At 58.1% G+C, this 25,921-nt stretch carries 25 protein-coding genes; all 25 read right to left on the bottom strand.

The features are described from left to right. Positions 1–31 precede the first annotated feature (31 nt). Entirely contained in the window at positions 32–505 is a 474-nt protein-coding gene (locus tag BUC08_RS19790) for a hypothetical protein (protein ID WP_143186793.1), read from the bottom strand. Further along, the gene (locus BUC08_RS19785) at positions 502–924 is read right to left on the bottom strand and encodes a hypothetical protein (RefSeq protein WP_037931118.1); all 423 of its coding nucleotides are present in this window, start codon (positions 922–924) and stop codon (positions 502–504) included. Before BUC08_RS19785 ends, BUC08_RS19790 begins: the two co-directional genes overlap by 4 nt. Then, positions 921–1,301 carry a hypothetical protein gene (locus BUC08_RS19780; RefSeq protein ID WP_037931116.1) on the bottom strand — a complete coding sequence of 127 codons (381 nt, stop codon included), beginning with the start codon at positions 1,299–1,301 and terminating at the stop codon, positions 921–923. Before BUC08_RS19780 ends, BUC08_RS19785 begins: the two co-directional genes overlap by 4 nt. Next, positions 1,298–6,319: a phage tail protein gene (locus BUC08_RS19775; protein WP_051694682.1), complete on the bottom strand. Its 5,022-nt coding sequence runs from the start codon at positions 6,317–6,319 to the stop codon at positions 1,298–1,300. The genes BUC08_RS19780 and BUC08_RS19775 overlap by 4 nt, the downstream gene beginning before the upstream one ends. A 4-nt stretch (positions 6,320–6,323) precedes the next feature. Further along, positions 6,324–6,773: a GNAT family N-acetyltransferase gene (locus tag BUC08_RS19770; RefSeq protein ID WP_051694681.1), complete on the bottom strand. Its 450-nt coding sequence runs from the start codon at positions 6,771–6,773 to the stop codon at positions 6,324–6,326. Next, complete coding sequence (locus tag BUC08_RS19765) at positions 6,770–7,411, bottom strand: hypothetical protein (RefSeq protein ID WP_037931114.1); 642 nt, start codon at positions 7,409–7,411, stop codon at positions 6,770–6,772. Before BUC08_RS19765 ends, BUC08_RS19770 begins: the two co-directional genes overlap by 4 nt. Before the next feature lie 29 nt (positions 7,412–7,440). Next, positions 7,441–8,070, bottom strand: a complete 630-nt coding sequence (locus tag BUC08_RS19760; RefSeq protein ID WP_037931111.1) for a hypothetical protein — start codon at positions 8,068–8,070, stop codon at positions 7,441–7,443. Next, a complete protein-coding gene (locus tag BUC08_RS19755) occupies positions 8,067–10,265 on the bottom strand; it encodes a phage tail tape measure protein (RefSeq protein ID WP_051694680.1) in 2,199 nt (732 codons plus the stop codon). Before BUC08_RS19755 ends, BUC08_RS19760 begins: the two co-directional genes overlap by 4 nt. A gap of 352 nt (positions 10,266–10,617) precedes the next feature. Beyond that, positions 10,618–10,947, bottom strand: a complete 330-nt coding sequence (locus tag BUC08_RS19745; RefSeq protein WP_037931109.1) for a GTA-gp10 family protein — start codon at positions 10,945–10,947, stop codon at positions 10,618–10,620. Between the two features lie 53 nt (positions 10,948–11,000). Further along, the gene (locus BUC08_RS19740) at positions 11,001–11,429 is read right to left on the bottom strand and encodes a phage tail tube protein (protein WP_051694679.1); all 429 of its coding nucleotides are present in this window, start codon (positions 11,427–11,429) and stop codon (positions 11,001–11,003) included. 26 nt (positions 11,430–11,455) lie between these two features. Next, complete coding sequence (locus BUC08_RS19735) at positions 11,456–11,914, bottom strand: hypothetical protein (RefSeq protein WP_037931108.1); 459 nt, start codon at positions 11,912–11,914, stop codon at positions 11,456–11,458. Beyond that, positions 11,911–12,234 carry a head-tail joining protein gene (locus BUC08_RS19730; RefSeq protein ID WP_037931106.1) on the bottom strand — a complete coding sequence of 108 codons (324 nt, stop codon included), beginning with the start codon at positions 12,232–12,234 and terminating at the stop codon, positions 11,911–11,913. Before BUC08_RS19730 ends, BUC08_RS19735 begins: the two co-directional genes overlap by 4 nt. Further along, entirely contained in the window at positions 12,234–12,554 is a 321-nt protein-coding gene (locus BUC08_RS19725) for a DUF2190 family protein (RefSeq protein WP_037931104.1), read from the bottom strand. Before BUC08_RS19725 ends, BUC08_RS19730 begins: the two co-directional genes overlap by 1 nt. Positions 12,555–12,654: 100 nt before the next feature. Continuing rightward, positions 12,655–14,721 carry a head maturation protease, ClpP-related gene (locus tag BUC08_RS19720; RefSeq protein WP_037931103.1) on the bottom strand — a complete coding sequence of 689 codons (2,067 nt, stop codon included), beginning with the start codon at positions 14,719–14,721 and terminating at the stop codon, positions 12,655–12,657. After that, positions 14,718–16,145, bottom strand: a complete 1,428-nt coding sequence (locus tag BUC08_RS19715; RefSeq protein ID WP_037931101.1) for a phage portal protein — start codon at positions 16,143–16,145, stop codon at positions 14,718–14,720. Before BUC08_RS19715 ends, BUC08_RS19720 begins: the two co-directional genes overlap by 4 nt. 2 nt (positions 16,146–16,147) lie before the next feature. Then, positions 16,148–16,354: a phage head-tail joining protein gene (locus tag BUC08_RS19710; RefSeq protein ID WP_037931100.1), complete on the bottom strand. Its 207-nt coding sequence runs from the start codon at positions 16,352–16,354 to the stop codon at positions 16,148–16,150. Between the two features lie 5 nt (positions 16,355–16,359). Then, positions 16,360–18,309 (bottom strand): terminase gpA endonuclease subunit, encoded by a 1,950-nt coding sequence (locus tag BUC08_RS19705; RefSeq protein WP_159436707.1) that lies wholly within the window; start codon positions 18,307–18,309, stop codon positions 16,360–16,362. Positions 18,310–18,458: 149 nt separating this feature from the next. Continuing rightward, positions 18,459–19,055 (bottom strand): terminase small subunit, encoded by a 597-nt coding sequence (locus tag BUC08_RS19700; RefSeq protein ID WP_051694678.1) that lies wholly within the window; start codon positions 19,053–19,055, stop codon positions 18,459–18,461. A 499-nt stretch (positions 19,056–19,554) separates the two neighbouring features. Further along, positions 19,555–20,205 (bottom strand): hypothetical protein, encoded by a 651-nt coding sequence (locus BUC08_RS19695; RefSeq protein WP_051694677.1) that lies wholly within the window; start codon positions 20,203–20,205, stop codon positions 19,555–19,557. A 224-nt stretch (positions 20,206–20,429) separates the two neighbouring features. Then, a complete protein-coding gene (locus tag BUC08_RS19690; RefSeq protein ID WP_037931097.1) occupies positions 20,430–21,182 on the bottom strand; it encodes a hypothetical protein in 753 nt (250 codons plus the stop codon). Positions 21,183–21,849: 667 nt separating this feature from the next. Then, positions 21,850–23,622, bottom strand: a complete 1,773-nt coding sequence (locus BUC08_RS19685) for a DNA primase family protein (RefSeq protein WP_051694676.1) — start codon at positions 23,620–23,622, stop codon at positions 21,850–21,852. After that, positions 23,615–24,739, bottom strand: coding sequence for a DUF7146 domain-containing protein (locus BUC08_RS19680; RefSeq protein WP_037931094.1), 1,125 nt, complete (start codon positions 24,737–24,739; stop codon positions 23,615–23,617). Before BUC08_RS19680 ends, BUC08_RS19685 begins: the two co-directional genes overlap by 8 nt. Positions 24,740–24,812: 73 nt before the next feature. Next, positions 24,813–25,001, bottom strand: coding sequence for an Acb2/Tad1 domain-containing protein (locus tag BUC08_RS19675; RefSeq protein WP_051694675.1), 189 nt, complete (start codon positions 24,999–25,001; stop codon positions 24,813–24,815). A 41-nt stretch (positions 25,002–25,042) separates the two neighbouring features. Next, positions 25,043–25,525 (bottom strand): single-stranded DNA-binding protein, encoded by a 483-nt coding sequence (gene ssb, locus BUC08_RS19670; protein ID WP_037931129.1) that lies wholly within the window; start codon positions 25,523–25,525, stop codon positions 25,043–25,045. Beyond that, positions 25,525–25,719, bottom strand: coding sequence for a hypothetical protein (locus BUC08_RS19665; protein ID WP_037931091.1), 195 nt, complete (start codon positions 25,717–25,719; stop codon positions 25,525–25,527). The genes ssb and BUC08_RS19665 overlap by 1 nt, the downstream gene beginning before the upstream one ends. Positions 25,720–25,921: the final 202 nt, after the last annotated feature.

Below are 25,921 nucleotides of genomic sequence, written 5' to 3'. Positions count from 1 at the left end.
AAACAGGGATCACCAGATTAGCGCGCAGGCGTCAAATTTCCGCAATCAACACCGCGCGGCCCGTATAGTCGATCACCTCAGTAGCAATGTTGCGAGGGTTCTGGATTAAGAACCGATAGATTTCCTCAGTTTCATATCCAAAACTAATGACCGACACGAACCCTTGCGCGCGCGCCTCCGATAGACAAACCTCATTCATTCTTGCCCAAATGCTTTCGCCCCGGCGCGACTTGTCCACCCAAATAAAAGACCACAAGATTGACCTATCCGGGGCCGCGCCGATCTTTTCCGCATAGCCAGTTGCCACGCTCGACTTTCCAACCGGAAAGAAAATGACTGACCCGAGAACCTTGCGGCCATCAACCGCAAGCACGCAATGAGCGTCAAGATCGACATAGTGGCGCAACTCAGCAAGCGCATCCTCCAACCTTCGGGAACCTTGCAGCTCGCACATGCGGCTGAAAAAAAGACGCATTTCCCGCAGCGGACGACTAACAATATTCACCTGTAACCCTCCAAGGTCAGGCGAAGAAAGCCAAGAGCGCTTTCAATTTCGGCTCTTGTAGATGCCTCATCAACCGTGGCATTTGCGTTGATACGCACCCCCTCAAGGGACGAGCCAACCGCGCGCCAATGCACAGAGAGGTTTAGAAACATCTGCGCCACCTCATAGGCCGTCATGCCGGTTGCGTTCATTTCCTGAAAAATGAAAGGGTATGGCGCGAGATCGGAAGGCTCAGGCACAGCCGCTAAAAAGCTATTCGCCTCGCGCTCCTTTTCCGCGTAAATCATTTGTTGCCCGGCGATATCAGTGATGAACAGCAATCTTACAGCGCCGATAAGCTGATTGATATCCTGAATTGCCTGCGCCTTGTGTGCCGCAAGCTCTTTTTGCTTACTCTCCGCAGATCGGTGAAGGATCATTTCACAAACTCCAATTGGACCGGCACAAAGGGCAATGGCGGCTCAATATCGACAACATAGCTACCGGGGTCCGGCAGCGTCAAAACGTGCGCCACCAAGCCCCCATCAGTTACCGCTTGCCAAAGAACCTCATCACTCACCCTGTCCACAACACGCAACCGCGTGCCGACCGGGCCAGACGGAAGCGACAAGCTATCCCCATCAAGCACAGGCGCGGCAATGGCGGGCCGAGGGACTAGCCCGGCCTCACCATCGACATGCATCAGCAACAGGTCAGCAAGCCCAACCCTATCAACCACAACAGCCCCGACAGGGGGCACGCCGAAACCCGCCCCCTCAACAAACCCATCTTGATCAATGATTGCGTAATGTTTCATCGTGCAATTGCCTTTCCGATAAGGGCCACGTCTTTGATATTTGGCTGCGTAAAGGCGCTACCACCCCAATAGCTAGGATTGCTAGGCTGGCTTATTTCGTTGTGAGCAATCAGCACATCAAGCTCAACATCGTCATAATTGCCCAAAAGCACCTCAGTCGCAGTGTGCGTCTGCCAAGTTGTGAAGGATGCCGACCAGCCACTTTGGGAATAATTCACCCAAGCGCCCCAGACCCCGGCAATCTTGAGCCGGTAACGGAAAATCACACTAGTGCGATCCGTGTAGTAGGTTGTGATGTCACCCTTACCCCCGGAATACACTGAGCGCGACTCATAGTGGCGGTAGCTCGCAGCCCATGCCAGCGTCCAAAAATTATCTTGCGTCCACACACCCAAGCTATTTGCGGTTGCTCTCTCAAAATGCAGTTTGACCACCGGCGTTGCATAAAGCAAAAGCGCCGAGCCATCAGACACCGAACCAACAACCAGATCACTGCGCGAGATCAGGTTTGTAAAGGCGGCATTGCCCTCCTTGGTGATTGCCCACCCCTGAGAACCAGGATCAGTGATCGCGCCCGACCCGTTGATTGCGCCGTTGAAGGTGCTTGACCTCAAAGTGCCGCCAAACACCGCCAGACCCGCCGCCGCGAAAGACGAAACACTAACGTGCGCCGCCGTCACAGACCCATCAAGCAAGATCGAAGCGGCCGAGATTTTGGCAATCGAAACCGACCCCTCAGAGCCATCAGCGGCGATCAGCTCCAATAAGGAAACCTCATCACCCGCTTGCGCCTTGATTAAGTACCCCGCCGATGCATTGCCTTCCAGGTCAGCAATGGCCGTACCCTGAGCGGTGACAACAGACGGAACCCCATTCGCCATAACGCCCAACTCTGTCAGCATCGTGCCGAATATAGTGCCGTTGGTGAAATTCGCTTCGAGACCGAGGATGTCGGTGATGTTGCCTTGAAGGTTCGAAATATCGACGCTTAGATCGGTTGTGGCCGCAGCAATGGCGCTGTCTGTAGCGGCCTTGGTGTAATGGTTAACAGCCAGATCAGCGGCAACATCTGCCACATCATCCTGTATTTGCTCCTGCGCCAATTCCTCCGCCGTCGCCACGCGGATATTGACGCGGTGAAACTTGATATTCTTTGCGGCCATCGCCGGAAAGCCATTCCAGTTCGCAAAAGCGTGGAAAACGTGAAGATCGAAGGTGCCAGTAAAAGCACTAGGACGCTTTAGCAGAACCCGCGCCGTTGCCCTCTGACCCAAGACGACCGGTCCAGACAGACAATCTTGCATCTCCTTGAACGAGGCCCAAGTTTGACCCCCGGTGTTCTTCCAAGCCAGATATAGACCGGCCCCGGTCAGTGTCCCGCTGACCAGCGTGAAATCACACTCTACAACATACCCAAGAGCGTTTCTTTGTCCGCTCCACGCACCTGTACCTGTGCCGGAAGCCAAGCCATCGCGCTGTACGGCGGTCAAATCGAACCCCCAGGTTTCACCCTCGTCAAAGATTTCGTTGGCTGCCTTGGTCAATACCCCCTCTGCCGCATATCGATTCCAGCCAAGGGCGTCCGTCAAGAATTGGTCAATCAGAACGCCTTGAGATTTTGAGAACGCGGAACTCAGCGAGAGGCGGGCCGCAGCGATGGCGCTCTCCGTGTCAACCTTTGTCAGATAATCGCTGGTCAGCGTTGCCGACACCTGCCCAATATCATCAGCGTTTCCGTCGATCCCCGCCTGCAACAGCGTCTGCACGGCGGCGATGGCGCTTTCCGTGTCAGCCTTGGTCAGATATTCGCTGGTCAGGGTTGCTGAAATCGAACCAATATCGTCCGCGTTGTCGTCGATCCCCGCCTGCAACAGCGTCTGCATGGCCGCAATGGCCCCGTTCACGCCCTCGCTGGTCAGGTACTGCGTCTCAAGGGTGGCCTTCACAGAGTCGGCCTTGGAAATGCCGGTGACCTCGCGCACCGCCAGCATGGAAATCTTGACCGTCGCGTCCGAATTATTCCCACCATTCACACGATAGTGCGGGCGAAACACCGCCGTGCCGGTCGGCATGTTAATTCCGGCCGATCCCGCAGGGTAGGCGGCGGAACCCTCACCCGCAACAATCATTGTTAGGTGAAAAACGCCGTCCGCTACACTGACATCATCCAGCTTGAATTGGAAATTGGTCAGCAATGCGACGCCAGAACTGTCCCAAGTGCTAATGCCCAGGTAGTGAAAGATCGGCCCCTTGGTGCCGTCATTGGTGACACGGCCTTTAACCTCGATTTCATAGACGCGATCACTCTGGACCTCGACTATTCCTTTGGTTGCGACGTTCTTGTTACTTGCGCTCAATTCGATGGCATTGGCCGACAGCGCCGCATCGTAGGAAATCGGGTAAGGGGTGTTGGCGGCCTGAGGCGCAAGCGCTCCGCTTGCTTCCTGCCAATACTGTGCGCCACCACCGAACCCACTCGGCAGCAAGCCGGTGACTTGACTGACGATAGAGGACACGTCCGCGCCCATGGCGTCTATGGCCGTATCCACCCCGTCAAAGGCGTCAGACAGCTTTCCCACAAAGCCGTCCACCAGCGCGTCGTGGTCCCCGCGTACCTCATCGGCGTTTTTCAGAGTGTCCTGTACCGGACCATCCAAATCGTCCACACCAAGATACACGCCGTTCGTAGAAACCAAAACCGAAGGCGTCCACGAAACAGCGCGCGGCGATGCCGGGATATATTTTGCGCGAACCTCGTAAATGGTAGCGGGCAGAAGCCCAGAAACCACAGGCAAAACACCCACCTCAAAGGCGCGAGTTTCGACCTGGGCAACAACCTCATGAGTTGTCGCAACACTCACCTCAAACAGAATGCCCGCAACATCATCAACGCCGCCATCCCAACGCATAAGCAAGCCAGGGCGGCGGGCTGCGCCCGTACCATCCCCGACATCAGCCGCGATAGGATCGAAACCAACGACACTTTGCGCAGACGGCAGCACCGGCGGCAACGGCGAGGGCGTAACCGGGACGAAATCAGAAGCATGATCCCAATTCCCATGATCCGCCGGATCAACCTCAGTTACATCAACGATCAAATCGCAATTGGGCAGATCAATAATGCCATCAACCCGGAATTGCTTTGCCTCGTATCCGTTGCGCGCGCTTGTCCACGTCACGACATCGCCGGGCTCAATGAGCCGGAAACGCGCGGGCAGAGTGTGCGTATGCCGACGCGCCCGGCGCGCCGCAGCAAGCTCGCCCACAAGCAAGCGCTGAGCCTGAGCCGGGAAAGGCACAAAAGGCAGTTGAACATCAGCCATCAGGCGGCGTCCGCCATCCTCAACCTCAAATGCAGGGTTGTAGAGCGGCGGTGTTGAACGCATCACATATCCCTCATCGGGCGAGGGGTAAGAGGCGATCACGCCGTTGACCGTATCGCTCAAGCCATAGAAAGGCGTGAACGATTGCGGCGAGAGGCTTACAATATCCAAATCAGTGAAGTGAGCAACAGGCGCATCAGGGCCACCAACATAGATTTTGAAGATCCCGCCCACTTCACTCATGCGCCCGGCGCAAGCCGTCAAAAGCGCCTCGAACGCCGCGCCAATTTCACTATTCACAGTGATCTCACCGGCAGCGCGATAAATCGGCTCAAGCCCGTCCTCACCCTGAATTTCCGCACGGCACTTCTCGACCTGAGAAATCCAATGCGCGGCAGGCAAGCGCGCGGCAGTCAAGCCTTGCAGGCCATAGAACCAGCTAGCCGCACGGGAACCCGCCTCAAACCCAGCAGAGTAGAGCGCCACACCATCGCGGGCATCCGTGGCACCCGCACCAATCTCAATCTCAAGGATCGGATCGCTGAGCCCGGAAATGTCAAAATCAGACACCACAACCACAACGCCCGACGCACCGCCACGGATGAGCGGTTGCCCCCCGTTTTCGCCCTTGCCTGACGCCTGAATATACTTTTGCCCCTCAGCACCATCGCCAAACGGCGAGCGAGGCGAAACCCCGCCGTTATGATCCAAGGCGCTACGCGCCGCACCGCCGCTGGCGGTCCAAACCTGCACCACGGCAGCGCCATCCTTGAGGGTCGCCACAGTGTCGGTGCCCGCCTCGTCTGTCATGCCGCCACCGCCGCCGCCAATAAGCTCTAGAGACAGCGTAGAAACGCCAGACCCGAGAGAAACGCGCCCGGCAGCCTCAAAGCCACCGCCGAGCGCCGGGGAACCATAGCGGAAGCCACGGGCCAGGTTGTAAGCCTGCACAGCGGGCAGGGCGTCACCGTCACCACCCCACGTTGCGGGCTCATCCCAACGCTGCAAGCCAACGCCGCCCTGCGAGCCGTCCTTGCTGATGTCATAAAGCTTGACACCATCAAGAACGAATTTTGAACGCGGAAACCCCGTGAAAATCTCTTGGTTAACCCGGAACGTGACCACCACATAAGCCACACCAAATCCGATGCGGGAAGGCGAATAAACGCGCGGCGCGGTTTGGCTCACTGTGCCCGTGAGAAATTCATCAGCCGCCGTTTGGTTGCCATCGTGAAACCGCAACCAAGCATGATCTTTCCCGTTCTCACGGTACTCAACAGCGGCAAGCCCCTTTTCGTCACCAGTATCCTCAAGAGACACGGCGCGGCCTTCAATGAACCAACGGCGCAAACCGGCAACCGGCAGATCGCTCAGCGCAATCACCTGAGTGTAATAGGCGTTTGGCGTGCCACCAACATCACCCCATTCAGAATGCCACGCCAGCGAGCCCGCCGATAGCGAGGGACCCAACACAAAGGAACGCGGCACCGATCCGCCGGTTTGAATGCTGCCCTGAATGGAAAAGGGCTCAGCCTGAGGCTTGCCAGCAAAGGCCCGCGCCAAAGCCGAAACACCCAATTGCACAGCCGCACGCAGCAAAAAGTTGCCAATCGCAAAAGAGCCAAGCGCGCCCAGGCCAATCGTCCAGCTTGAAATTGCGGTGATGGCGGCAGCAATTGCGGTAAAGATAGCCATGAGATCAACCCACCAATTTTAGGAACTTGTTTTCAGATAGAGCAAAACCCGCGCCGCCGAAAAATCGGGCAACACGGGGATCATTGAGGCCAGACAGACCGGCGGCTGCACATCCCTCAGCGAGCGCCCACGCCTCATAGCCCGCGAGCATACGGCGCGAGGCGCGCCCCCGGTGCATCGGATCGACCCAAAAAACCAATTCTTGAGCAATGCGAACCGGGGAAAGCGGCGAGATCGCCGTTGAAGCCGCTAAAACGCCCCGTACAGCGCCGCCAACCTCAAGGATGAGGCAGAGCTTGCGCGGGTCCTCAATGTAGTCCTGAGCGGCGCGAGAGGCGTGCGCAGGATCAAAATCAAACGGGATGCCCGATGCTGCATGAAAGTCACGACAGAGGGACAACACCGCAAACCGCTCATCAGGCCGCGCAGGGCGCACAATGGCGGCGCAGCTCATGCGCCAGCAGCATCGCGCACAGTGCCGCGCTTACCCCAAAAAATCACCAGATCGCCGCAGCTTGTGACATCCTTGTAAAAATCATCACCGGGCGAGCGCACTTGCTGGCTTTCATGGCTGCGCAGATCAGGGTTGCCGCGTGTCAGCTCTTGAGCGCTGGACATGCACTTGATCGAAATGCTGCCCTCGCCACCCTCAGCGGGCGTTTCAACCGGCGCGCCATCGACAAAGCCGACGAAACGCGAGGCGGCAGGTTCAACCATGCGCCAAGTATCGGGGTCGAACTCACCGCGATAAATCTCAACCTTTGCCTGCCGGATGTCATAGAGGCGCAACAGCTCATTGATACGATCATCAAGTTGCGAGAATTTCACCTCAACCTCTTGCACCGTGAGGTTTGACACCATCGGGATCGGATCAATGGCGATGAGCGCGCCCACCCCCTTAAAATCATAGGTGACCGGCAACCCGGTATCCGCATCCATTACTTGCGCGCTTACATCCCCCACATCAGACCAAAAGCCCTCAGTGATCGGCGCGCCGGTTGCGCGCACGCGCCCGGTGATCCGCATGAAATCGCGCACGACAAGCGTTTGAGCCTCAAGCAATGCTTGAGTGCTTACAGGAATAACCCGCATTTTTCTCACCTCTGAATTGTAGGGAAACCTTAGAAGATTTGTACCGCCGAAAAGCTCACCGATGAGGCCACCAGATCACGCAGAGAGGGCGGCGATTGACCGGGCTCAAGGATCATTTCGCAAGGCGCACGGTTAACCGTCACAGCCGCGCCAACCGTTACGCCAGGGCGAAGCGCAGGGAACACCGAAAACTTTTTGGCCGAACCCGCACCAACAATATTTTGCGCCGCTTGGATCATGTGCAACGCCCGGCTTGGCCGGGGGCCATACTCAAACGAAATATAATCACCAGGACGCAGCGAAAGCCCGCCAGCGGCGGCGCTGAGCTGGATAGAGAACGCATCAGCGGGGTAAAGAGCAGAAACCGAGATTGCACCGGCGTACCCGCCCGGATGCGCCGCCGGAAACGGGCGGCGGACATCATAGGCAAGGAATGAGCCCGCCGAGCCGTTAAGGGTGATCAGCGCCGCCTCAATAGCAGCAGCATCACCCCTCAAAGCTGGCGCCGTGGTGAAGCTCGCACGCCAAAGCGCCGGGCCTAAATCCTTGGCTTGAGTTGAGCCGCCAACTGTGCGACTCAGCTCTTGCCGGTGCATCGGCCAAAATGTTGCATCCGCCACCTTGCAGAGATCAAAGAGATCAGCGCGAGGGTAAATCATGGCAATTTCCTTCCTGACTGAGCCTTTAGAACCGCTTGCTGCACCTTGCCGTTGAATTGGGCAGCATCGGCATTCAGCCGATGCTCAAGCTCTTGCACCGCCGCAAGCGAGGCACCGCGCGCGTCGATCTTTGGCGCATAGGTGAAGCTCATGCCACCACCACCACCGCCGAGCTTGCTATTGGGGATTACCTGCGCACCCATTGGCAGGTTGACCAACTCAGGGCCTTTTTCACCAACCCACGACAAACCACCGCGCCAATTGTCAGTGCCAAGTGCATTTTTTCCGATCAACGGGCCGTCAAACCAATCAGAGCCACCAAGGAACCGCGAAATCCCGTTGATCGCCGTCATTTTGAGGGCTTCAATAATGAAGGATTTCAGCGCATCCGTGCCCTGATCAATGTTGTCGATCAGGCTTGAGAATGCACTTTCCCACCCCTGCTTGACCTCATCGCTCGCATCTTTGGCCTTTTTGGCTTCCTTGCTCAGACCGCGCACACCCTTAGCAGCGGCACCCGCATTTGCCGGAACCTCTTTGAACTTTTCGTTCACCTGAGACAGCCGCAAATTGTACTCATCTTGCGTGATAACGCCCTCATCCAGCGCTTGCTTAAGCAATTTCTGCGCCGCCGTGAGCTGATCCAGCCGCGCCTTTGCGGGGTCAATCGTCGTGATGAGGTTTTCAAGGTTTTCGTTCAGCTTGCCCAGCGAAAGCGGGTCAGAACCACCACCACCGGAACCATCTGGATCAGCCGGCACATTTGATGGCGCGCCGGTGCCCTGCGTTGGATATTGGCTGCGCTTGAACCCCTCAAGCGTCTTTTGATAACGCTCAAGCTGCGCCTCAGCCGCAGTCAATTGAGCCTCAGCCGCAGCGGTGTTTTCAGCCATCGCCTCAGCATAACCGGAGTTGCCCCCAGCAGTCAGAGGGTTCTGATCCAAGAGGGCATTCCCCGCCGTTTGCTTGGCACGGGCGAGGGCAAGCTCAGCCTTTGCCGCCTCAAGCGCTGCGCGGCCCTGATCAATGTGAGTTGCAATCAATTGCTCACCCGAAGCCACCGCCGCAGCGTTGCTGCGATCAACCACCGCAAGCGCCGCTTGAAGGTCGCGGTAAGCCTTATCAGCCAGCTCAGCGGCAGTCTGACTTTCACCAAATCGGGTTGACAGCAGGAAAATGCCGCCAGCCACCGCCGCGATTGCCAGACCGATCGGACCGCTGAAAAAGGCCATAGCAGCGCCAAGGCCGACCATTGCAATACCGGCGATCTCAGCGTTGTCAGCCAGCACCACCATAAAATTTGCAAGGCCCGAAACAGCGTTTGCGATTGTCACGCCAAAAAGCGTTGCAGCCTCCAAAAATTCCGGGCTCATGATTGTCGTTGCGAGGTTGGAAAATGCGCCAACGAGGCTTTCAACAACCCCTTGCAGCGGCCCGCCCGCCTGATTAGCCGCTTGGAAGTTGAGCGCCAAATCATGCAGAACCGGGGCAAGCCCGACAGCGAGCTTGTTGCGCATCCCTTCAAACACAAAAGCGATGCGGCTCATTGCATCGTTAGCCGCCTCGACCCCGGCAGCCATTTCACCGGACATGCTCAGTCCAAACTTTGAAACCTCGCCGCGAGCAGCTTGGATCGCGCCAGAGCCCTGCAAGAGCGCAAGCGAAACCTCATTTGAACGAACACCAAATTCACGCATTATCCCGGCGGCGTCCTGCGCCGAGAGGCCCATTTCGTTGATCTTGTCAGCGATTGCCCCGAACCGCTCATCAACGTCCATTTTCATCAGCTCGCGAGCGTCAAGGCCAAGCATTTTGAGCGCGTCATGCGCGGGGCCACTGCCCTCACGCGCCGCCTCAGAGAGCCGTTTGCCCATCATCTGCACAGCGCCATTCATTTCGCTTACGGCAACACCGGCATCAGAGCCCGCGATTTGCAGGGCGCGCAGCCCGTCAATGGTGCCATCAACAGAGCGGGCCATTTTGGCCTGCGCATCGACCGCCTCAAGCCCGCCCTTAGTCATGGCAATAAGCCCGGCAGAGGCGGCAGCAAAGGCCGCACCAGCAGCAACGCCGGATACCTGTGCAACACGGCTCAACCCGCTCATCAGCGCCTTGGCCCGGCCAATACCGCGCGCAAGGTCCTTAGTATCTGCGCCGATGGATACCTTAAGGTTTCCGATATTCTGAGCCGCCATCAGCCTTGCCCCCTTTTTTCGCGCACAGGCGCGAGCTGCGCCGGATCACCACCCCAAGCGAGAAACAGTTGATCAATGCTGATCTCTTGTTGTTCGATTGTCTGAGGGACCGGCTTTTCTTGTTTTGCGAACATGCTGCTAAGATCAGGCAGCTTTGTTTGACGCGAGAGCGCTGCGACATGCCAAGCGAGCCACGCCCGGCCATCTTGCTCAGCGGTAAGTCGGCGGCGCGCGCCCTCAAGGCGCGCGACCACCTCACGGGGCGTGATCCGCCAAAACCCCTCAGGATCAAGGCCGTGCGCTACATAAACGCGATGCAGCTCAAGCCAGTCCCACGCAACACGCTCGCCGCTTACTTTCCCGAGGTATCGCCCTCAGCATCAGGAAACGCCGCCAAGATGGCCTGCGTCATGATGCGGTCATGATCGCCGCGCAGCTCATCAATAAGAGCGCCCGCCTCTGCAATCGTTGCACCGGGGCGCTCATCCAGCATCAAGGCCCAAAACATGAGCCGCAAATCTTTCATGCGGACCTTTTTGCCGGGCATGAATTTCTCAAGAAACTCATCAATCCCCTGATCCGTGGCGTCCTCAAGCTCGCAAATCGAATTTGTGGAAAGGACCAGGTTGATCTTTTCGCCCTGAAATTTAGCGGCGATTTGGCCGCGCACTTTGTTCGCCATGAGAGCGCCCCTTTTGGGTTTGAATATTGATTAAAGGTGACTGCGCGCCGCGCTTACGCGGCAGACAGCGTAGGCTTCCCGGATGGCTTCACCGTGAACTCACCGGCCATCGTGGTTGTCGAAGGATCGCCAGGTTTCCAGCTTTGCGCGATGCCGCTGAAATCGAACTTCACGCCATTGGGAAACGTGATGCGGAAATCACCCTTGCCCGCAATCATCGCCGCATAAAGCGGATCAGCCGCCGAGGCGTTGTAGTTGAAGGCAATGGTTGCCGGGTCCGTGTCCAGCAAACCGGCGATGTATTCGCGGAAATCATCCGGGCTTTCCAAATGGGTTGCGTCGATTGTTTCGCGCGTGATGCCGGGCGAGGTGATAGATGTGACCTCAAAGCCAACTTTGGCATAGGTCACAGACCCCCCATCGAAACCATCGCCAATGGAAAAAGTCGCTTTCATGCCGATAACGGCGCTCGTTACGGTCATAGCCGGAACTCCAATTTTTTCAGAGATTAAAGGGATGGATCATCAGGCGTGACACCAAAGATGATCTCGAATTTCATCACCCGCGTGCCGATGATCAACGCCCCCTGACTTTGGGCGATCTCAGCGGATTGCAGCCGATTTGATCGGGCGAGGCCAAAGCCACCAGCCGCAATCATGGTTTGCTCAACGGCAAGCTGCATATCGTCCAACTGATCCATTGGATCACCGGAGCCGCGCGCCATCAAAACAACATCAAGGAAAAGCTGACGCGTGACCTCACTCAAAGCCTCATGAGATAGGGCCTCACCCGACGCAAAGACGTAAAGCGCAGGCAGCTTATCATCAGGCACCACCCAACCGGCAGGCGGTGTTTTCAGCATCGCCACCGGCACCGCACCACCGCCAGGATCAACAGTGATCTCAGCGGCAGTGAGGGCGGCTTTGAAGCGGTGCCGGATTTCTTTTGCGACCAGGGTTGCACTCATTGGACATCCTCAAGCTGCGCCGTCACCAGAGCATCAGAGGCCGGGCTTGGGCTTTCCTCAAGAAACAGAAAGCGGTAAATCCGCCCGTCCTTGGGATCGACAAGATCACCCTCAGCCAGATCGGCCAGCTCAGGGCGCGAGGCGCGCAGGACCGGCACCAGCGTTTCAATCTCTGCACCATTAAGCCCATCGACCCGGCGCGGCACACGCCGGAACACCGCAGACACGTCACGCGCCTGAGGTGTTCCATAGTGCAGGGTGACGGTGCCGCCAAAGGCCCGCGCGAGCGAACCGGCGACACCACGAAAGGGACCCTGCATTAGATCAGGGCAACCAAACCCTCAGCCGAGGGATCGGCGGCGGCGGCGACAGCAAAGCCGATGTGCGTGTTGCCACTGGCCACCGTGGTGCATTCCCTGTTCGCGTCGTTCCAGAACACCTTTGCACCAACAACCCACGCCTGCGCGCCAAGTTTTTGGTGAGAATATACGCCCGTGCGCGCAATGGTCACCAGCTCACCGGCCAGAGCTTTCCCCGTCGCAAAGCCAAACATTGCGCCCACAAGAACGCCCGCGCCAGGTTCGACATCATACGGGGCAGGAACGGTAAGGTTTTTACCTTCTTGAATGTAATTTTTCATCATTTTTCCCTTTCAGGGTTCAGGTTGAAAGTGTCAGCTCAATCGAAAGTGAACACCCCGAAGGGTGCTCAAAGCCTTATAGGGTTAAGCCAGGACGCGCTTAGCCCCGGCGGTACGCCCCGCGATACTCGACAGGCGCGGCGGCAAAGATATGCCGGGCAACCATCGAAACGCCGTCAGGGTTCATGCCCTCTTTGGTCATGACCGTGGGCGCTTCATAGCCATCAAGATAGGCATGTTCCAAAACAGGCAGATCAGAGGCGAACAGATACCACCGCGTATCCGAACCATCGGCGGCGGCGCTCAGCGCCGCCTCAACAACCGGCGTGAGGGTGTTGTAGGGGTTGGCATCTTCCATTTTGCCCGGCGTGACCGCCGTGACGAATTGACCGGCGGCAGTTTCCAGAGCGGGCGGCACGAACAGCAGATCGGGTGTGACTTGGATAAAATCATCCTTGTCCTTGGACCCGGCGGGGCGCTGGTGATACATCGCGGCACGGGCTTCACCCACGTTTGCCACGTTGATCGCACCGGCAGCACCGAGGTTCTTGTGATCGGCGTGGAAAATACCCTTGCCATCACCGAGCGGTTTGTTGGAACGGATCGCACCCCATGCAATTTTGCTTTCCAGCGTGCCAGCGGCGCGGGCAAAATCGGTGGGCAGGCGCTCGAAAACGCCCATATCATCATTGATGATCGCCTCAAACGTAAGGTTGATTTGACGCCCGTATTTCGCAAGGCGCAGGCCCGCCGCCTCATCGGTGATTTGGCTTTGCAGGTACTCGCCATTTTCAGCGGTTGCCTTCAGCTCGAAATCACCACCGGCAATGATCGAATGCAGCTCGCGGAAATCGTTGGCGCTGCGCTGGCGCGAGATCATGCCCCACGTTGCGGCCCGGCGGGCATACGCGGCTTGCAGCGTGCGGTTCATCACCTCAGTTGTGATGTAAGAGAAATCCGAAACGCCCAGAGCGCCCGACATCAGCGACGTACCGCGCAGGCCAGCCCGCACCGTGTCGATGTCATTGAAGCCACGCGTGGTGCCCGCAAGGTGCATCGCCAGCGACTTGATGCGCAGGCCACGGAAATCAGTTGCGGGACCTTCCAGCGCGTGCATACGCGGGTTGGCGCGGTGCATCAGCGCCCCAATCATGCCCTCAATCTGAGTTTCGGTTTCGTCGCGGGTGATCTCAACACGCGTGGTGCGCGGCTGAGCGGCGGCGGCGGCGGACATGATCACGCGATTTGCCTCATCAATCGTCACGCCATCGTCAATCATGCGATCAACCTCAGCCTGCCCAACATGCGCCATGAAAGGCGCGGCGGCGGCGCGGATCGCTTTCACGCGGGCGCGATCCGCAGCGACAGCATCGGCGGCGCTCATGACCGGCTCAGCGGCAACGGGTGCAACCGGGGCGGGCGTGACGGCGGGCGTGTTCAGGTTTGCTTTTGTCATGGAAATTTCCTGTTCCTCAAGGATGGCCTCTTGGCCGGTTTCTTGGCTTTCACCAATCTCAAGGCCCGCCTCAGCACTGGCCTCGAATTTCATTTGCGCCTCATGGGCGCGGCTCATTGCGGCACCAACCGCAACAAGCGCAGCGGCCCGGCTCATCGCCGGATTGCTGGACGTTTTGACGGGCGCGGCAAGGACCACATCAGCAAAACCGGCCTCAACCGCAGCCGGGGCGCTCAGCATCGTTTCAGCCTGCATCAGCGCGCGTGCCGCCTCAGCAGTGATGCCAGCGCGCGCGGCGTAGACACCGGCGTAAGCATCGGCCATCAGGCTCAGCTCATTGGCCGCAGCGCTCAGTTGCGCAGGATTGCCATAAGCTGCGTTTGACGGATCATGGATCAGCATCAGCGAGCCCGCCGACATTTCGATTTGATCGGCCCCCATGATCATCAGCGATGCGGCGGAATGGGCATTACCCGTAACACGGGCAGTGACCCGCCCGCCGTGCGCCTCAAGAGCCGCGCGGATCGCCTCGCCCTCCGAGGGCATACCGCCATCAGAGTTGACCAAAATCACAACATCGCCCTGCATCTTGGCGAGGGCGTTGATGACCATCTTTGCAGAAAAAAGGCCCTCATCCTCAGGCCAAATATACTCATCCTTGACGATTGTGCCGAACAGGCGGATTTCGCCGTTTTGGATCAAGTCGCTCATGCGGCTTTTCCTTTCTTGGTTTCATCAACCGCCCCATCCACAGGGGCGGGGTTGCGCGCCAAATCCTCAGCGCGCTCGCGCGCAACCGTGTCGGGATCAAGCCCCATCGCGCGTTGCTCGCGCGACAAGCTGGAAAGACCCGCCTCAACCTTCTTGATGATCGCGGGAATTTCCTTTGTCGGATCGACAAGGGCGCGGCGCTGCGCAGTCCACGCCATTTGCAGCGGGCGCAGGCCGGGCTTTGTCAGCCGGTAAGCCTCAAGAGCCCACCGCCCGACACCGGCGCAAAATTGAGAGATCAAGATTTGCTCTTGCCAAGTCTCAATATTCTTATCCATTTCAAGCCGACCGGCGCGCATGGATGAGAAATTTACGCCGCTGAGGTCACCGCTGAGGCTTTCGCCTGTGATGCCAATGCCCATTGCGACAGCCCAAAGCCCCAGACGCATGACAACATTGTAATCATCAACGCGGGGCGGCGTTGTGAAAGAAACCTTTTGCCCGGCCTCAGTATAGACCAGCGATCCCGGCGAGAGAGCATCAAGCCCGCTCGCGCCCTCAGGCACACCACCATCACCGGCTTCAACAACCCCCGCCAAAAGCGCGCTGATCTTTTGCTTTAAAATCTGCGCCTCTTGATAATCGCGCATTTCGCCAAGCGTCAGCATCACCGGCGCGAGCCAGGGAACGCCGCGCATCTGTCCGGGCCGATCAATGCGCCGGATGTGCAAAACATCCGAGGCGGGCACGCGGTGGGTTCTGAGCGTGCGCCGACGCGAGGCCGCGCCGGGGTGTTGCTCATAGATATGATAGTGCGTTGCGATGCCCTGATCATTGTATTCAATGCCGTCGCGCACCTCATTGGCACCCCAACCCATAATGGTTGAATTAAGGTGATCAATTTCCAAAATCTCGACCGCGAGCGGCAAGGTCGCACCATCGGAGGCGGGGCGTGTGCGCCGCAACGCCAAGACTTCACCGCTTTCAAACAGGCTATTGCAAACGACCGATTGCATGGTTGCAAAATTCATCGCGCGGTGCGCGTCCAATTCAACCGATTGCAGGAACGGCAAGATCACATCCGCCGCATCCTGAGCCGCCTTCTTGTTAGTGCCGGTGATCGTCGGGGCGATGCCCGCGCCAACCACATTGTTCGTGACAACCATCTGAGCGCGCTTTGCAAACGGGGCATTGCGGATCAGATCGCGCGAGCGCTGCCGTAGCGTTGCACGCCCGGCCATTGAGGACGCATCAGCATCCGTGCCCGGCGACTTCCACCCCTTGACGCGCCGACCATTGCCCGCCGCATCGTAATTCATCAGAATTGCGGCCTTAGCCTTGGCTTGGATGCGGCTCAGGCCGCGCATCGGCGCGACCGCGAGAACGGCACGATCAAACATTGAGGCATTGCTAAAATGCTTCATGATCAAACCCCTCGATCAGTTGCGACGTGGCGCACCTGAAAAGGCACGCGCGATGCGGGCGCGAGCGCCGCCTCAATCAGCCGCTTGATTTGCAGCAATTCCGGCAAGGTGCGATACTGCACCATTTCGCCCGCAATCATCGCTTGCGACAGCCCGCCGGAAATGAGCTGATTGATATTTGCCAAATCTTGCGCCGTGTAATCAGCCATTTGCGTTACTCCAAAAACGATATGCGCCGCGCCGGTTTGCGCGGGCGTGATGCGCCGCTTGGCGCGTCAACAGGGTTGCCCGCCGCCGTGATTTCCACCGCAAAAGGATTTTTCAGACCGCCGATTGCCCAAGGTTGCGGGTTGGCCGGGTCAAGTTTCAAAAGCCCCTTGTGCTCAGCCACCGCTTGCGCATATCCGCACAAGTCGATGCTTTCATTTCGGGGCATGTTGGGGCGTTTAACCCAACCCTTTTCGCCGCGCTTTTCAGCGGTAAATTCCTTGATCGGGCCGTCAGGCATCCACTCACCAAGGATCAGCGCGCCAGGGCCGATGTCAGAGCGGCCAAGCCCCGAAAACGTAGTGTCCTTGTGCTTGTCAGTGGCGATATTCAAAAGCTTGATGTCGCGCACTTGCTTGCCGTCACTGGCGCGGGTTGGTGCCTTGTACCATTGCCGCCCCTCAACTTTGAAACCGCCGTGCCCACGTATCATATACCATCTGAGCGCATCGCCCTCTTTGCGGCGCGCCTGCCAGAATTTTGTTGCGTTATCCGAAACCCCCGGCGCGCCGTGAAAGTCACAACCCATAGCCATAGGGCGCAAACCGTAAGACTGCCCTTCAACGGCATATACAGTTTCCATCAAGGGCAGCAGCGCCGCCCAATCCTCAGAATATACCGCCGGGTCAAGCTGCCGATCAGCAGCGCCAGGCGCGTCAGATGGCGGCGTGTGGATGTCAAAGCGATCAATCACCGCGCGGCACCCATCGACACCAAAGGCCGTTGCCTGCACCACAAAGCGGCCCGCCTGCACATCAGCCGACAAGATCACGAACCGCGCCCACTCAGGCGCGACCCCCTGCGCATACGGCTTGCAAGCCTTGCGCAAATCCTCAACGCTCAACGCACCCTCATCGCTCATCGCGCGGGGCAGATAGGGCAAGCCCTGATCCGTGTTGATTGTCACTTGCAGCGGGCTTTCATCGCCCCCGGCCTTGAACCCACGCAGCGCCGTCTCATACTTGCTGACCAGACGGGCCCAAGATGCAAACGCCGCCGCCGCACCGTTGAGCCAATAGCTCACGCGATCCGATTTCAGAACGTCGCCACTTTCGATCCGGGCAAGGCCACCCGCTGCCGTTTCGTGCAACCAATAGCCAGCGCGGTTGAGCGCCACCTTTTCGCGGTGTTCAATCACGCATCCGTTGTGCGGGCAGACCATAACCGCAGACGCCCCGGCATCCGCCGGGCTCAGGGCCTTGTCATAGCTTAGCCGATCAAAGCGCGGCTCAAACGCCTCGCCGCAGCCAGGGCAATCCCAATACCAGCGGCCTCGCGTGCCGCCGTTGTAAAGCTCAAGGATACCACCCGCCACCGGCGGGGCCTCATGCGGCGTTGCGGGCTTATGCCCCGGATCAGTGACCACATGCCCCGGCGATGCCTCTGCAACCGTCATGCCGCGCGATCCGAGCGTTTCCGTGCGCTTGGCCCCCATAGCGAAGGGTGAGCCCTCTTTGCCGATATTGAGCGCCATGCGGTCAAGATCAGTAAACAGCACTGTGCGGGTTGTCTTGCCGCTGAGGAAAGCTTTGGTTGGCGGGCCGATGGAAATCTTTGCCCCGCCGATGAATTTCTTGCTCAGAATGTTGCGATCAGATCGGCCCCGGCCTTGCCGCTTGGCAAGCTCAGGACTGTTTTCGATCATCGGCATCAATTCTTCATCAACCCATGCCTCAGCCGTGGCCTCAGTCATGTGAACGATTTGGCAAACGCCGGGGTCACAAATCACCAGATGGCTCACGGTTGACATGAGCATGACGGTCTTTCCCGCGCGCGCAGGACCCGCAAAGATCACCTCACGAAAGAGCCGCGAGGTTGTCATATTTGCGGGCTCAATCATGTAGGGCGTCACGCCCCGATCAAAGCTTGCCCAACGCCCGTTTGCGTTGACTTTCATGTGAGCCTCAGCAGCATCAACAACGCTCATGCGGGTTGCGGGGCTCAGCGACGGCAGAGCTTGCGCGAGAACCGCCCCGGCGCTCGCATAAGGCGGCATCGGCGGCAGCTCAAAATTCTCACCTGCGCGGCGGCTTGGCAACGTCACCATCAGATCAGCCCCCCATCAAGCGGATCAACCAGCTCAGCCGGATCGCTGAGCGCAGCCGCCGAAATGGTTGCCTTGATCGCCCTTAGAATTTCGTCGTTGTAGGAAACAACGCGCTCAACATCCGACCCACTCAAGGCAAACTCGCGCTCAAGCCAATCGGGTTGACCGTCAAGACCGGCGCGGACCTCAGCAAAAACGAGATCAAGCAACTCAACCATTTCATCAACCTGCACCAAAGCGCCCCGGCGCTCAGCGGCCTGCATCCAAACAAGCTCAGCTTGCGCCAACTCGCGCATCTGCGCCGGGCTCAGCCCCGCCTTTTGGTCGCGCTTGTCGATGCCCAGAAAGGCCATGCGTTGCTGAGCAACAAATTCCTCAGCCGCGCGCTTTTCAGACGCCGCACGGGCCTGAGTTTCATCAAACCAAGCCTTGCAATCTGAGTACAAGAAACCGTAGGCGACCCCGTTGCCTCCCTCAGTATCGACCGGCATTCCCTTAGCCCGCCACTTGTCGATTGTGTTTTCAGATACGTTGAAAATCTGCGCGATTTGTGCGCGGTTCAAAAGCGGCTCAGCGCCGCCGAGATCATCGGTCATGGCCTGCCCCTCAAAAGAATTCTGGCGAAATTAAAAGATGGCGGGCCGTTTCACTTGGCGCGTTGACCGCCGCGCTTGCCCTCGCCAGCCAACAGGGGCGCGGCACAGAGGCGCAGGCTTTCAAACGTCCTATCTTGAAGCCATCGGGCATCACTGCCCGCCATCATCAAATTTCATCAGGGCGGAAAGTTTAATGGGGCGGGATGGCAGCCAGCCAGTGCCCGGCCCCGGTGCCGATCAAAACCGGCCCTTAAAAGCGCCTAAGCGCATCAGCAAAACAGTTTGATTTTGGATCGCCCCGCAGGGCGCTATCTACTTAACCATTTCGATCACCTCGCGCATAAAAGGGAAATCCAAGGGACAGCGGGCGCTGACTAAAACAACAACATCAACGCCAATCTGCACCTCTTGAGAATTTGAAACACAACAAAAACATGCGGTGCGAATTACCCGCATGAGCCTCAGGCCCCGGAAGGACCCAACGCACTAAGCCGCAACATCAACGCGCCGTCTTTACAGCCTGAGCCAAGCGCCTCGCGATGGCCGGGCCGATCTCAGAGCGAGCAAGGCGATGTGCGCGCGGCACAAACTTGAGGCGCGGCGAATAGCTCACCGCATCCCTGTAGGCGACCAAGAGCTTGAGGCCCTTGCGCGCGCCAACCGTTCCAGCCGCGCCGGTGCCCGCCCCGCCCGCCTTTGTTCTGCGCTTGCCGACCTTTGGCCGCTGCCAGATGCCCGCAACACCCTTGACCGTTCCAGAGAACGTATCAGGCCGAGCCAGGGCGCGCTTAATCGCACCCTTTGGCATGTTCCCATATTTGTTGAGGCGCTGATTAACCGGAACAACGACAGCCTTGCGCTTAGCGCGGCGAGTACCGCCGGTTGCCTGCAATCCTAGATATTCCGCCTGAACAGGCTTGAACCCCACGACACCGACAAGCTTGCGCTTTGTCGCGCGCTGAGTTGTGAGGCCGCGCGTCGTGAATGTCGTGGGCCGGTCAATATCGCGGTTAAGAGCTGACCTTTCAGCCTCAGCGATTTGACCGGCCACATCATTGATGCCGAGGGCCGCAGCGAATGGCATCTGCGTTTTTGCAACACCACTCAGCCGCCGCTCAATGGCGCGTGTATCAACGGACATCTGCAACATAAGTTTGAGCCTTTTCCGGTCACGCGGCATGAGGGGCGCGCGACACGCCCCGGCACCAATATGATAAAAGGCGGGCCTGCCGGGCGCTCGAAGCGCCGGGGCCAAATGAAAGCGCCCACCACCGAGGGACCGGGGCGGGCGCTTTGTTGAGACACACCTTTAATCAAGTAATGAACCTTATAAGGTGAAGTATCCCGCTTTGTCAAATTCCTCGTTGCGCGGTATCACGTCAGCGCTCTTGTTTTGTTTTGTGCATTACAAAAACCCAACGGCGTTTCATCATCGCTCTCAAGACGCGCCGCCGTGGCGATCAGGCCAAGGGCGCGCGCCATCCCCTCAAGGATCACCTCAGCCGATGCGCTCAGAGCCGCCACGTCACGCCGCTGACCCGACCACCCCGCACGCGTGAGGATCGCCTTCATATCACAACCCTCAAGGCACAACGCATCCATCAGCTCGCGCGCCGAGATCGCCCGGCGCTGCCCACCGCCGCGCGCACTTGGCGTCAACACGTTGCCAACGGCATCAAGCACCCGCTCAACAGAACGGATAGCACTGGCGTGCATGATGCGGGACGTAACGCCGCCATCATTGGTGGCCGCGCCGCCATCAGACTTTGCCCCCTCAGCCGATGTGCCAGCAATTGAGCCGATCTTTTCGCTCGCATAGGCATACCGCTCAGCCGCCCGGCGGCGCGGGTCAACGTCAGCCATGCGACCCAATACGGCGGGCAATCGGCGGCGAGCCGTTAGACATCCAGGATCAGTCCGAAGGACTTTGACCGAACACCTGCGCCCCTCAGCATCACGATGCTGCGCCACATCCTCAATCTGCGCCAGATCGAAAAAACCGCGAGCTGCGCCCGGCGTGACCCGCGCGCCCAAGCCCACGCCAGCCATCGCCCGACGCGCCGCATAAGTCCCGATGATGTGGAAATTGATCCGCTCAGCCCTCAACCGTGCCGCCGCTTGCGTCATATCTTGTCCCTTACTCTACCAAATGCGCGCCCAATTGGCCCGTAGGTTCACTATATATTGTGTTTCCTTCACCGTAAAAGGTTTTCTTTACGGCGAGAACCGGGATCAATTTGGGATTATGGGATTAGGTTGGGATTAAGGATTTTCGCTAATCCCAAGCCTAAGCAATTGTTTTTGTTTATTTATTTTCCATTTTATCCCTATTTGGGATTATGGGATTAATAATTCCCTAAACATATAAGGGATAACAAAACAGACAGATTACCTTGCGCGTATTGGCGCAACCCCGGCAAAGCTGATCCCAACAATCCCCTAATCCCAATTCAAGGGTTAAATTACTGATATAAGGTGATATTCACCCCAAACCCCTAATTTTATTAGTCCCAACCTAATCCCAAATCAGCCCCGTTAATCCCAAGCTTGGGATTAACCCCGCCCCAATCACGGCGATCCGGCCCGATCCTGAGCGCACCCGTGCCTCAAATTCCCCATCAATACCGCTTGTCCTTACCCATCGCCTCGCCCCTTGATTGCCCTAACCTTTGGGATCAGAGCGCCCTGATGTCATGTGAGAGGGGTGCGGGGATCGCATCAGAAAACGCAAAACGCCGCTGCCGGGCAAGGGCAGCGGCGCAGGGCAAGCGGGATGCGCAGGGCCGTGCGTAGATCAGGCGGGGGCCTGATAGCGATCATCCGCCTCACCGTCTTGGCGGCGTTGCTTGAACTCATCAGTGAGCTTGATGCCGCGCCATCCGGTATTGTTACTCTTATCGTGCCGGAATGATCGGCCCTCTGCATCTTTGAAAAAGTCCGTCTTATCCTTGAGGTGTTTGAAAATGGTGCGCGTGCCCCAAGGATCGCTTGAGCCCGAATTTACCTGCCACCAAACAAAAGCCTCATTCATTTCCTTGGCGCGCGTGAAATCATCATCTGAGCCCGTGACCTCACAGCAGCCTAAGATAAACTCCAGGATCGGGTCACTTTCCTCACGGTAATCCTTGGTAGCGTCCAGCACCTCTTGCGGGATCATCAGGCCATTCTCAAGCCACACCTTGCAGCCATCCAAAAGCCAATTCAGGATACCCGCGCGCTCATCCCAAAGCTTTTGAGGCAACAGCGGATCAACAGCCTCATCAGGGATCGACACAACAAAAGGCACCAGCAGAACGCGCCGCCAAATGCCGTTGTCTGTGCCCCTGATCTCAGGCTTGTAGTTGCCATCAATTGTGAGGGAAAATTCAGGCGTTACCTCAACAAATTCCTGCATCATACGGCGCACCAGAATATCAGCGCCGCCGGTGAGTTGCTTGATAAGCGCCTCGCGCATCTTTGTGCCGCGCTCAGGCTCAGAGGCGCGCACCAGACGCGCGCCGGGCAAGCGCACCAGATCGGGCGTTGCATCGCCGCCCTTGCGTTGTTCGGTGCCGCTCAGGCTTTCAATCGGAACGCTTGCGGCATAGGCCCCCATGATCTTTGCAATTAGCTCTAAAAGCGTTGATTTACCGTTGCGCCCGCTGCCATAGAGAAAGGCAAGCTTTTGCTCAGTCGTGAGGCCAGTGATCGAATAGCCAAACCACCGCTGGACAAACGCGCGCAGCTCAGGCGATGGCAAAATTGTTGCCATAAACTCTTGGAAATTTGGGCAGGTAGCGTCCGGGTCATAAGCAACTTGCATCATTTTCGTGAGATAGAGATCACGGTTGTGATCCTCACGCTCAAGGGTGAAAATGCGCTTTTCCGTGACGGGGTGCGTACCCTCGTTAAACGACAGAACGCAATTTTCAGTATTGAACATCACCTTGTTTGCGTTGAGCGTCTTAAGCGGCTTGTAAACGTCAACCTGCGCCTCACGCATCATGTTGTTGATCGGGCCGGTATTACCCGCCGCCTTGGCGTGCGAGTGATGGCCCCGACGCATTCCGGCAAGCTTTTTCTTGAGATCATCGGCGCGCTCAATCAGAACATCAAAATCCTTGAGCTGCGCCTTTTGCGCTGGCGTGCGCTTTGATGCGGGCGTTTCCTTGATCTCAGCCGCCGCCTCACGCGCAAGCTCACCATCGGCAACCTGAGCGGCCTCCCAATCCTCAAGGCGAATAAACTCAGCCTCAGCGGTCACCTTTGCCGAAACCTGTTGTGACAGGCGGCGCACCTCAAGTTGATCATCATCTTGCGCCCAGCATCGACCATCCCAAACGAACCATCCGACACGCGGCACAAAGAGAACATCAGCGCCGAAATAGGCCGTGAACCTTTTGCCGTTTCCGAAGTCATTGAGCGGCAGAGCGCCACATTCCTCAGCCAATTCCTGCGATGATTTAACAGCCGGGACGCCATTGTCAGGGGTGCGGGGTGTGGTGGCCCCATCATCAGGGTTCACGCCCTCAGGTAAGATTTCGTCAGCGCCCTCAAATGCGCGGTTTACTTGCTCGAATTTACTCATTTTCGGGTTGGCCTTGTGTCAGATCATTCAAATCAACCCCATCGCCAGCTCGCACGATGTGCGAGCGCAGGTAGGGGTTGGCATTCATTGCCCGCCGCAAGCCCGCCGTGAGCTTGGCGCGGGTCATTTTTTCCTCACTATCGCCATCTTGGATGTAGATAAGGCGCTCAACGGATGCGGGCGGCAGGAACGCCCGCACATCACTCAAATCAGGCACGCCAGAATTGCGGCCCGTTTGCTTGCCGCTCATGTTGCCGAGATCGACCCCAGCCCAATATGACGCGCCAAGAACGGCATCAGCGACAAGCGCCGTGCCTGTTGTCTCAATCCCCTCGCCCATCACCAGGACGCGGGCGCAGGCGGTGCCGGTGAGGCGGATAGCGCCGCCCTTTTTACTGCCCAGCACCATTTTTGCAGGGTGCGCCTCGCCGGTTTCCCGGTCAATAATCGTCGCTTTTTGGCCGGGCGCGTCCGGGTTGAACCAAGTCTGATGCACCGCTGAAAACCGCCCATCCCGCCCTTGGATTGCCGAGATCAGCGCGGGGCCCCGGTGCAGCTCGCGGCGGGCGCGGCCGATTTTCTTGACGTAGGGGTGCGCGGGCAGATACCGGAAACAGGCGAAGGAATAAGGCAGGCCCGCGAGATCGACATTGCGCGCAGCGAGATAGGCGGCGGCAGGCGATCCGGCAAACGGCAAAGCTGAGCGCCAAATGACAGCCGCCTGATCCTTGGCAAATGCCCGATAGCGGGCGGCATCAGCCTCAGCCTTAGCATCAGCCTTTTGCTTTTCAATCTGGCGGCGCTCGACCTCAGCGGGATCTATCTCAACGCCCTGCGCGCCCTCAAGCCACTCAACCGCGCCCATGAAATCGGTGCCAAGGGCGAGCTGGACGAGCGCGAGCGCATCGCCCCCCTTGGGATCACAGATGCGGCAGCGCCAAACGCCCTTTTTGACGTTTGCAGAGAACCGATCAGTGCCGCCACACCCGGCGCGCGGGCAGGGGCCAACCCGCTCATCACCAAGGGCGGTCAGATCAGGGATAGCCAAGCGGTCCAAAACCTCGCGCATGGTGCGGGCCTTGGCGCTTTCTATGCGGGGATCAACGGAGCGGTACATCAAAACACCTCAGGGTGAAAATGCAGAAAAAAGGTGAATGCCGGGCGCGGTGCATCTGCGCCCGGCAGGTTGGTTAATCGTCGCCGCAGGCCGCAGCCTTCACGGCCCACATTGAGGCGGTTTCAAGTTGCGTGAGCGCAACCGCGCGGCGGCGGCTAGGCGGCAAGTTTTCGATCTCCGCCGTAAGCTCATTGGCTTTTGTCTTGATCGCATGGATTGCCGGGTCACCGGACGGATTGAATTTTGTATCTGTGACTGACATTTGATTTCCTTTCACACAGTCAGGTTGAGAGGGTGCCACCCTCAAAACGGAATTTCATCATCGAGATTACGCGAGCCGCCAGAGCCACCCGCTGAACCCCCGCCGCCATAGCCTGGACCGCGATCATCACCGCCGCCTGAGCTTCCGCCGGATGAGCCGCCGCCATCGCTGCCGCGCTTATCCAACATTTGCAAACTGCCATTGAAGCCCTGCAAAACCACCTCAGTCGAATAGCGATCAGCGCCGGATTGATCTTGCCACTTGCGCGTTTGCAACTGGCCCTCAACCATGATGAGCGAGCCCTTTTTGAGATATTGCTCAGCGATGCGAACAAGGCCCTCTTGGAAGATCGCAATTGAATGCCATTCCGTCTTTTCGCGGCGCTCGCCGGTGTTGCGATCCTTCCAGCTTTCCGAGGTTGCAAGGCGCAGATTGCAAACCTTACCGCCGCTCTGGAATGACCTCACCTCAGGATCGCGGCCCAGATGGCCGATCAGCATGACCTTGTTAAGTGAACCAGCCATCAGAACCACCCCAACACAGCACCAAGCGGCGGGACAATGATGCCAAAGCCACGCAAGAGCTCAATCGACCCCGCCTGCTCAAGCCCGAAAGACAAGCCACCAACCAACTTGCCTATGTTGAGAATCCATCCGATCACCGCAGCGATCACCAGAGAGATAGTCAAGATTGAAATCGAAGATAGAAGTTTTCCCATAAGATATTCCTTACTTTAGGAGAGATGTGTCAACGGGGCAGCGATCTAGCCTTTTCGCACCCACAACTTGCAATGAGCGGCGCAACGTAAGCCGTTCACGACGATGCCCAGCCGCGCGCAAGGCTGCGCCATCTCGCGGATCGCAACACCGGCAGGGAAGCCCGTGCAGGTGCCACAGACGCGCCGCAGATGTATCGGGCAC

It is taken from the genome of Pseudosulfitobacter pseudonitzschiae, assembly GCF_900129395.1.
Taxonomy (GTDB): Bacteria; Pseudomonadota; Alphaproteobacteria; order Rhodobacterales; family Rhodobacteraceae; genus Pseudosulfitobacter; species Pseudosulfitobacter pseudonitzschiae.
This window is presented reverse-complemented; position numbering and strand designations above follow the sequence as displayed.

Coding starts and splice junctions, on each gene's coding strand:
- BUC08_RS19785 (WP_037931118.1), bottom strand. CDS start 924: ATGATCCTTCACCGATCTGCGGAGAGTAAGCAAAAAGAGCTTGCGGCA.
- BUC08_RS19780 (WP_037931116.1), bottom strand. CDS start 1,301: ATGAAACATTACGCAATCATTGATCAAGATGGGTTTGTTGAGGGGGCG.
- BUC08_RS19775 (WP_051694682.1), bottom strand. CDS start 6,319: ATGGCTATCTTTACCGCAATTGCTGCCGCCATCACCGCAATTTCAAGC.
- BUC08_RS19770 (WP_051694681.1), bottom strand. CDS start 6,773: ATGAGCTGCGCCGCCATTGTGCGCCCTGCGCGGCCTGATGAGCGGTTT.
- BUC08_RS19765 (WP_037931114.1), bottom strand. CDS start 7,411: ATGCGGGTTATTCCTGTAAGCACTCAAGCATTGCTTGAGGCTCAAACG.
- BUC08_RS19760 (WP_037931111.1), bottom strand. CDS start 8,070: ATGATTTACCCTCGCGCTGATCTCTTTGATCTCTGCAAGGTGGCGGAT.
- BUC08_RS19755 (WP_051694680.1), bottom strand. CDS start 10,265: ATGGCGGCTCAGAATATCGGAAACCTTAAGGTATCCATCGGCGCAGAT.
- BUC08_RS19745 (WP_037931109.1), bottom strand. CDS start 10,947: ATGGCGAACAAAGTGCGCGGCCAAATCGCCGCTAAATTTCAGGGCGAA.
- BUC08_RS19740 (WP_051694679.1), bottom strand. CDS start 11,429: ATGACCGTAACGAGCGCCGTTATCGGCATGAAAGCGACTTTTTCCATT.
- BUC08_RS19735 (WP_037931108.1), bottom strand. CDS start 11,914: ATGAGTGCAACCCTGGTCGCAAAAGAAATCCGGCACCGCTTCAAAGCC.
- BUC08_RS19730 (WP_037931106.1), bottom strand. CDS start 12,234: ATGCAGGGTCCCTTTCGTGGTGTCGCCGGTTCGCTCGCGCGGGCCTTT.
- BUC08_RS19725 (WP_037931104.1), bottom strand. CDS start 12,554: ATGAAAAATTACATTCAAGAAGGTAAAAACCTTACCGTTCCTGCCCCG.
- BUC08_RS19720 (WP_037931103.1), bottom strand. CDS start 14,721: ATGAGCGACTTGATCCAAAACGGCGAAATCCGCCTGTTCGGCACAATC.
- BUC08_RS19715 (WP_037931101.1), bottom strand. CDS start 16,145: ATGAAGCATTTTAGCAATGCCTCAATGTTTGATCGTGCCGTTCTCGCG.
- BUC08_RS19710 (WP_037931100.1), bottom strand. CDS start 16,354: ATGGCTGATTACACGGCGCAAGATTTGGCAAATATCAATCAGCTCATT.
- BUC08_RS19705 (WP_159436707.1), bottom strand. CDS start 18,309: ATGAAAGTCAACGCAAACGGGCGTTGGGCAAGCTTTGATCGGGGCGTG.
- BUC08_RS19700 (WP_051694678.1), bottom strand. CDS start 19,055: ATGACCGATGATCTCGGCGGCGCTGAGCCGCTTTTGAACCGCGCACAA.
- BUC08_RS19695 (WP_051694677.1), bottom strand. CDS start 20,205: ATGTTGCAGATGTCCGTTGATACACGCGCCATTGAGCGGCGGCTGAGT.
- BUC08_RS19690 (WP_037931097.1), bottom strand. CDS start 21,182: ATGACGCAAGCGGCGGCACGGTTGAGGGCTGAGCGGATCAATTTCCAC.
- BUC08_RS19685 (WP_051694676.1), bottom strand. CDS start 23,622: ATGAGTAAATTCGAGCAAGTAAACCGCGCATTTGAGGGCGCTGACGAA.
- BUC08_RS19680 (WP_037931094.1), bottom strand. CDS start 24,739: ATGTACCGCTCCGTTGATCCCCGCATAGAAAGCGCCAAGGCCCGCACC.
- BUC08_RS19675 (WP_051694675.1), bottom strand. CDS start 25,001: ATGTCAGTCACAGATACAAAATTCAATCCGTCCGGTGACCCGGCAATC.
- ssb (WP_037931129.1), bottom strand. CDS start 25,525: ATGGCTGGTTCACTTAACAAGGTCATGCTGATCGGCCATCTGGGCCGC.
- BUC08_RS19665 (WP_037931091.1), bottom strand. CDS start 25,719: ATGGGAAAACTTCTATCTTCGATTTCAATCTTGACTATCTCTCTGGTG.